This is a genomic window from Parasphingopyxis sp. (genome assembly GCF_052168275.1).
Taxonomy (GTDB): Bacteria; Pseudomonadota; Alphaproteobacteria; order Sphingomonadales; family Sphingomonadaceae; genus Parasphingopyxis.
Map to the genome: position 1 here is coordinate 1 of NZ_JBQLZM010000122.1, position 6,056 is coordinate 6,056.

Genomic DNA, 6,056 nt, shown 5'->3' on the forward strand with positions numbered 1-6,056 from the left:
GGCACCCGAAACGGCGGAGTAGCTGGCCGTTAACCTCTTGGTATCCATGAATATATGGAACCGGCCACCATCTCTTTCGTTCTTCGGTCATTCCATCCTCACGGGATCGGTAGCGAAGGGAACATGCGCATGACCATGGAGACGTCTTTCAGGCTTTCGCAGGCCCTTGCTACGGGCCGCGACAATGGAGGCCGTCCGAACAGCCGCGAGGCGATTCTCTCCCGTCTGCTCGCCAAGCGCGCCGCCGCTCACCGCGCCGGGCTGGCCGATCTGGAAGCGATCCTGCGCAACCAGATCGAATGGTCCTTGCCAATGCGCCAGATCGCGGGCAGAGGGCATCCCACCAACTGACACGATCGCGCATTTGCCGTTCATCGGATTTCTACGACATCTGTCGAAAAAAAGACGACGCTGGTCGTAAAGCGCCCGCGCGGTACTGGATGAACGGCCCCGATTGCTCAATGGACGCTGCATCTCAGGGAGGGGATCACATTAATGCGGCGCATATCCTGGTTGCTGGTTTCGGGCTCGTTGCTCGCTTTTCCGGCCCACGCACAAAATGATGACGGCGAAGAAACGATAGAGACCGTCGCCCCCGCTTCGCCGGGGGACGGCCAGGACTATACCCCCGCGGACTTTGCGCGATTCTCGCCGAACTCGGCGCTCGACATGGTGCAGCAGATACCCGGCTTCACCATCCAGCAGGGCGACGAACGGCGCGGACTCGGGCAGGGCGGCGACAATGTCCTGATCAACGGAGAGCGCGTCTCCGGAAAGTCGAACGATGCGGTGACCACGCTCGGCCGGATATCGGCCGCCAACGTCATCCGTATCGAAGTGCGCGACGCCGCCTCGCTCGATATTCCCGGCCTGTCGGGACAGGTGGTCAACGTCGTCGCCGAGACGACCGGAGTCAGCGGCAATTTCGCCTGGAACCCTCAATTTCGCGCCCGCATCACCAATCCGCGCCTGACGAACGGCGAGATATCGGTGAGCGGCACCCAGGGCGCGTTCGACTATACGCTCAGCCTGTCGAATACCGACGATTCCTTCCGGGGCGGTGCCGAAGGGCCCGAACTGGTGGTCGACCCAGCCGGCCAGGTCGTCGGCTTTCATGACGAAGTGGCGACATTTTCCGGCGACGAGCCGGTGCTGTCGGGAACCTTCCGCTATGACGGGCCGGGCAGCTCGATCGGCAATCTCAACCTTTCCTACGGACGGCGCTATTTTCGCGGGAGCGAGGATTCGGCGCGGACGGGACAAGGCCTGCCGGATCGCACGCGCTTTTTTCGCGACCGCGAAGACGAATGGAATTTCGAGATCAGCGGAGATTTCGAATTCGCCCTGGGCCCGGGCCGGCTCAAGCTGATCGGGCTGCGCGGGTTCGAACGCAGCCCGTTCGAGACCAGCCTGATCACCGACTTCGTGGACGACACGCCGTCGATCGGCGACCTGTTCGTCCGCACGCTCGACGAAGGCGAATGGATCGCGCGGGCCGAATATGGCTGGCAGATGGGCGGCGACTGGCAGGTCGCGGTCGAGGGCGCGCTCAACACGCTGGACGTCCGCTCGCAGCTGTCCGCGCTCGATGCGAATGGCGATTTCCAGCCGATCATCCTCCCCAATTCGAACTCGCGCGTCGAGGAGGAGCGAGCCGAGGTCAACATCACCTATGGCCGGCCGCTCGGCCCCAGCCTTACGCTGCAGGCCTCGATCGGCGGCGAATATTCCACGATCATGCAGAGCGGCGCCAACGGCCTGACCCGCTCCTTCTACCGGCCGAAGGGCTTCGTCTCGCTCGCCTGGCAGGCGAGCGAAAACCTGGACGTCCGCGCGCGGGTCGAGCGCGAGGTGGGCCAGCTCGACTTTTCCGATTTCGTCGCCTCGACCAATATCGGTTCGGATAGCCAGGACGCGGGCAATCCCAATCTCGTGCCGCCGCAAAGCTGGAACTACGAGATCGAAGCGACGCAGCAATTGGGCGCGTTCGGGTCTGTGACGGCCCGGCTCTATTATGAGCAGATCAGCGACATCGTCGACCAGATTCCGCTCGGCGCGACCGCCGAGGCGCCGGGCAATATCGACAGCGCCAAGCGCTACGGGCTGGAGTGGAACAGCACGTTCAATTTCGATCCGCTCGGCTGGCGCGGCGGCCGGCTCGATGTCGAACTGACATTGCAGCGCAGCCGGGTGCGCGACCCGCTGACCGGCGAGAACCGGCCGATTTCCAACGATACCCAACGCGACATCGAGATCGAGCTGCGGCATGACATTCCCGCAACCGACTGGGCCTGGGGGCTGGAATATGAGGATTATCGGGAGGCGACGGGTTTCCGGCTGACCCAGACCAATTTCTTCCGGACGCAGGCGCCGTTCGTGGGCGCCTATATCGAACACAAGGACGTGTTTGGCTTGCGCGTCCGTGGCGGCGTCTATAACATCCTCGATCGCGACGAGGATTTCACCCGTACCTTTTTCGTCAACCGGCGCGACGGACCGGTCGCCTTCATCGAAGACCGTACGCGCGAATTCGGGCCGATCTTCTCCTTCCAGGTCAGCGGAAGCTTCTGACGCGTTGCCCGGTCAGCGCGCGCCGTATCCCGTTTCGGCACCGGGGGCGTCGGCGCTCGCAAGTCCGCTCATCGCCTGCCATGCGAACAGGGCTATCATGGCCGCGACGAACAGCGCGGCGGCGAAGCGGCCAAGATCGCCGATTTGCCAGGGGTTGTCGCCGGATCGGCCAGCGCCATCCGCGATGACGGCCGCCGGTTCGGCCGGAACCGCGGCATCGTCGTCCTCGTCGGCCGCCGCCATTTCGAAATCGACGACATAGGCCCCTTTCGGGATCCGGAACCGCAAGCCCGCGCGCACTCCATTTTCGCCGTAGAATTCGTCGAGGAGTTTGCGCAGCCGTCCGACCTGGACCCGCGGATAGCTGTTCAACCGGGCGTCGAAATCGGGATCCCGGCCCAACGCGTCGACCGCGATCGCATAAGCCTTGAGACGGTGCGCTTCTCCCGCGATGCTTTTCTCGACGAGGAAACTCAAAAGCCCGCGCATCACCGGCGCATTCTCGAACTGCGGCGCGTGAAAAATCCGCGCGATCTCCGCGTCGATGTCGCGGCGATCGCCGATATAGGGTGAATGTTCGGTAAATATCGCCATGACGAACCCTCGCTTCATGCGTTCGGGCACCAGGGGATAGCGAACAAAGCTTATGTAACGGTAAAACGACCGGAAACCGGGACATCCCCGCAGTGGCGCTTTCGCGCGGCTGCGCGCATGTTACCCCTCGGAAAAGCCGTTTTTCGGAGATTTTCCGATGCAACGATCGGCGCGCTCGAGCGTCGATAGCGCATGACGAGGCACAAGAAATCCGGCGGCGATATGCACAAGAGCCTGCTCCGCCTGGCCGTCTACGGCGCCGCTCTGGCCTCGCTGGCGATCGGCGGTGCGGCAAGCGCGAACTCGAACGGGCCCGGCCAGGGGGGTGTTTCGTCAGTCGCCCGCGCCAGCGCAACGATCGTCAACCCGACATCGCTCCGGACCGCCGAACTGCAGGAAGCGGGGAGCGATTTCCGCCGGGCATCGGGTCTCGCCGTCGCGCCGGCGTCAGTGGTACGCCGCGATTGCGCCGATGAACGCGCTCAGCAGCGCTGCAATCTCGTAATCCTCGATATGCCGTAATCGGCCGAGGGCCGGCTAGCCCTCGCTATTCTCCCAGAAAGACGCGATCTGCGGCGCTATGCGCTGGCATTCCGCCATGAGCAACGGATAGGGCCGGTCGCTTTCGCGGATCAGCACCGCCTCGGTTTCGGCCAGGCACGCCGTCTCGCTGCGGTACAGCGTGGCTTCGCGGGCAACCTGCTCGCACATCGTCGCGCCGTCGCCGCATCCCATGATCGCCAAGACAAAATAAGCCGGACCCATGATCTTTCCTTCCTTTCAACAGGACAATTCATAGGGGCGTCGGGTGGTTCCCCGCTGTGCGCGGGATCACAGGCTGGCCGTTTCCGGAAAATATCCTATCTTGGCAGCGCATGCCGCCCGACATCCCCTCCGACAATCAGCTCAAACAGCCTGGCCTGGCGCTGCTGCGCCGGTTCCTTCCCTATCTGTGGCCGAAGGGCGATGCCGGACTGAAGGGGCGCGTCATCGCGGCCTTCGCGCTCGTGCTGTGCGCGAAGGCGATCATCCTCATCATGCCCTTCGCCTACAAGGCGGTCATCGACAGCATGGATGGCCAGAACGATCCGGCAATCATGCTCGCGATCGCCCTGGTCGTCGCCTATGCCGGCGCCCGGTTCGGCGGCGTGCTGTTCGACAATCTGCGCAACGTCGTTTTCGAGAAGGTCGGGCAGTCCGCGGCGCGCAGGCTGACCGAAAATGTCTTCGCGCATCTCCATGCGCTCTCGCTGCGCTTCCATCTCGAGCGCAAGACCGGCGGGGTCACCAAGATCATCGAGCGCGGGACGAAGAGCATCGACACCATGCTCTATTTCCTGCTCTTCAACATCGCGCCGACGGCCATCGAGCTGCTCGCGGTCTGCATCATCTTCTACGTGAAGTTCGGCCCGACCCTCGTCGCCGTGACGCTCGGCGTCATCGCGCTCTACATCACCTTCACGCGGCTGGTCACCGTCTGGCGGACCCAGTTGCGCCGCGACATGGTCGATCTCGACACGACCGCCTACAGCCAGGCCGTCGACTCGCTGCTCAATTTCGAGACCGTCAAATATTTCAATGCCGAGGCGCGCGAGGCGCGGCGCTTCAGCACCGCGGTTTCGAGCTGGGCGAATGCCGCGGTCAAGAGCGAAAACAGCCTCGCGATGCTCAATGTCGGCCAGGCGCTGCTGACCAATGCGATGATGGCGGGCGCGATGGGCTATACGGTCTGGGGCTGGAGCGAGGGCCGGTTCACGGTCGGCGACGTCGTGCTCGTCAATGCGCTGCTGATGCAGCTGTTCCGCCCGCTCGATTTCCTCGGCACCGTCTATCGGACGATCCAGCAGGGCATGATCGACATGGAGGCGATGTTCGACCTGGTCGACACGCCCGCCGAAATCGTCGACGCCGAGAACGCGCCGCCGCTCGCCGTGAGCAGGGGCGCGGTGCGGTTCGAGGCGGTCGATTTCGGCTATGACGCCGATCGGCCGATCCTGCGCGGTCTCGATCTCGATATCGCGCCAGGCGGCAAGCTCGCGATCGTCGGCCCATCCGGCGCCGGCAAGTCGACGATCGCCCGGTTGCTGTTCCGCTTCTATGACGTGACCGCCGGCCGCATCCTGATCGACGGACAGGATATCGCCCATGTCCGGCAGGACAGCCTGCGCGGCGCGATCGGCATCGTCCCGCAGGACACCGTGCTGTTCAACGACACCATCGGCTACAATATCGCCTATGGCCGCGAAGGCGCGAGCCAGGCGGAGATCGAGGCGGCCGCCAGGGGCGCGGCGATCCATGACTTCATCGCAAGCCTTGCCGATGGCTATGCGACCCGCGTCGGCGAGCGGGGCCTCAAATTGTCGGGCGGCGAGAAGCAGCGCGTCGCCGTCGCCCGCGCGCTGCTGAAAGATCCGCCGATCCTGATCCTCGACGAGGCGACGAGCGCGCTCGATTCGCGTACCGAGGCCGAGATCCAGGCGACGCTCGACCGCGCCGGGCGGGGCCGCACGACGATCGTCATCGCGCATCGCCTCTCCACCATCGTCGATGCGGACGAGATCGTCGTGCTGGACAATGGCCGGATCGCCGAACGCGGCAACCATGCCGACCTGATCGCCAGGGACGGGCTCTATGCCGAAATGTGGGCGCGCCAGCGTGAGGAGCGCGAGATCAACTCGGCCGGCGCGCCATAAGTGCGCGAACGGGGGTGACGGGCAGTCCGCTCGCCCATATGCCGTCCCGATGACCGATCCCGACACGATTCTCCGCAACGTTTTCGGTTTCGCCGAGTTTCGCGGCTCGCAGCGCGCGGTGATCGATCGGGTGATGGCGGACAAGCACAGCCTCGCCGTCATGCCGACCGGGGCGGGCAAGTCGCTCTGCTACCAGAT

Annotated in this window: 6 protein-coding genes; 4 read left to right on the forward strand and 2 right to left on the reverse strand. The window is 64.3% G+C overall.

The window, feature by feature from the left end; translation table 11 throughout:
- Positions 1 to 129 precede the first annotated feature (129 nt).
- Both ACTS1X_RS10895 and ACTS1X_RS10900 read left to right on the forward strand, forming a co-directional pair.
- Complete coding sequence (locus ACTS1X_RS10895) at positions 130 to 351, forward strand: hypothetical protein (RefSeq protein WP_442614420.1); 222 nt, start codon at positions 130 to 132, stop codon at positions 349 to 351.
- 144 nt (positions 352 to 495) lie between these two features.
- Complete coding sequence (locus ACTS1X_RS10900) at positions 496 to 2,571, forward strand: TonB-dependent receptor plug domain-containing protein (RefSeq protein ID WP_442614421.1); 2,076 nt, start codon at positions 496 to 498, stop codon at positions 2,569 to 2,571.
- Between the two features lie 12 nt (positions 2,572 to 2,583).
- Here ACTS1X_RS10900 and ACTS1X_RS10905 read toward each other — a convergent pair whose 3' ends face one another.
- Entirely contained in the window at positions 2,584 to 3,165 is a 582-nt protein-coding gene (locus ACTS1X_RS10905) for a hypothetical protein (protein ID WP_442614422.1), read from the reverse strand.
- Positions 3,166 to 3,357: 192 nt separating this feature from the next.
- Here ACTS1X_RS10905 and ACTS1X_RS10910 point away from each other — a divergent pair, with 192 nt between their 5' ends.
- On the forward strand, positions 3,358 to 3,687 hold the full coding sequence (locus ACTS1X_RS10910) for a hypothetical protein (RefSeq protein ID WP_442614423.1): 330 nt from the start codon (positions 3,358 to 3,360) through the stop codon (positions 3,685 to 3,687).
- Positions 3,688 to 3,702: 15 nt separating this feature from the next.
- Here ACTS1X_RS10910 and ACTS1X_RS10915 read toward each other — a convergent pair whose 3' ends face one another.
- Positions 3,703 to 3,930 (reverse strand): hypothetical protein, encoded by a 228-nt coding sequence (locus ACTS1X_RS10915; protein ID WP_442614424.1) that lies wholly within the window; start codon positions 3,928 to 3,930, stop codon positions 3,703 to 3,705.
- A 110-nt stretch (positions 3,931 to 4,040) separates the two neighbouring features.
- On the opposite strand from ACTS1X_RS10915, the gene ACTS1X_RS10920 reads away from it, so the two are divergent.
- Positions 4,041 to 5,858 (forward strand): ABCB family ABC transporter ATP-binding protein/permease, encoded by a 1,818-nt coding sequence (locus ACTS1X_RS10920; protein ID WP_442614425.1) that lies wholly within the window; start codon positions 4,041 to 4,043, stop codon positions 5,856 to 5,858.
- Positions 5,859 to 6,056: the final 198 nt, after the last annotated feature.

Excerpts from the sequence above, each read along its gene's own strand:
- ACTS1X_RS10895 (WP_442614420.1), top strand. The coding sequence starts at position 130 with ATGACCATGGAGACGTCTTTCAGGCTTTCGCAGGCCCTTGCTACGGGC.
- ACTS1X_RS10900 (WP_442614421.1), top strand. The coding sequence starts at position 496 with ATGCGGCGCATATCCTGGTTGCTGGTTTCGGGCTCGTTGCTCGCTTTT.
- ACTS1X_RS10905 (WP_442614422.1), bottom strand. The coding sequence starts at position 3,165 with ATGGCGATATTTACCGAACATTCACCCTATATCGGCGATCGCCGCGAC.
- ACTS1X_RS10910 (WP_442614423.1), top strand. The coding sequence starts at position 3,358 with ATGACGAGGCACAAGAAATCCGGCGGCGATATGCACAAGAGCCTGCTC.
- ACTS1X_RS10915 (WP_442614424.1), bottom strand. The coding sequence starts at position 3,930 with ATGGGTCCGGCTTATTTTGTCTTGGCGATCATGGGATGCGGCGACGGC.
- ACTS1X_RS10920 (WP_442614425.1), top strand. The coding sequence starts at position 4,041 with ATGCCGCCCGACATCCCCTCCGACAATCAGCTCAAACAGCCTGGCCTG.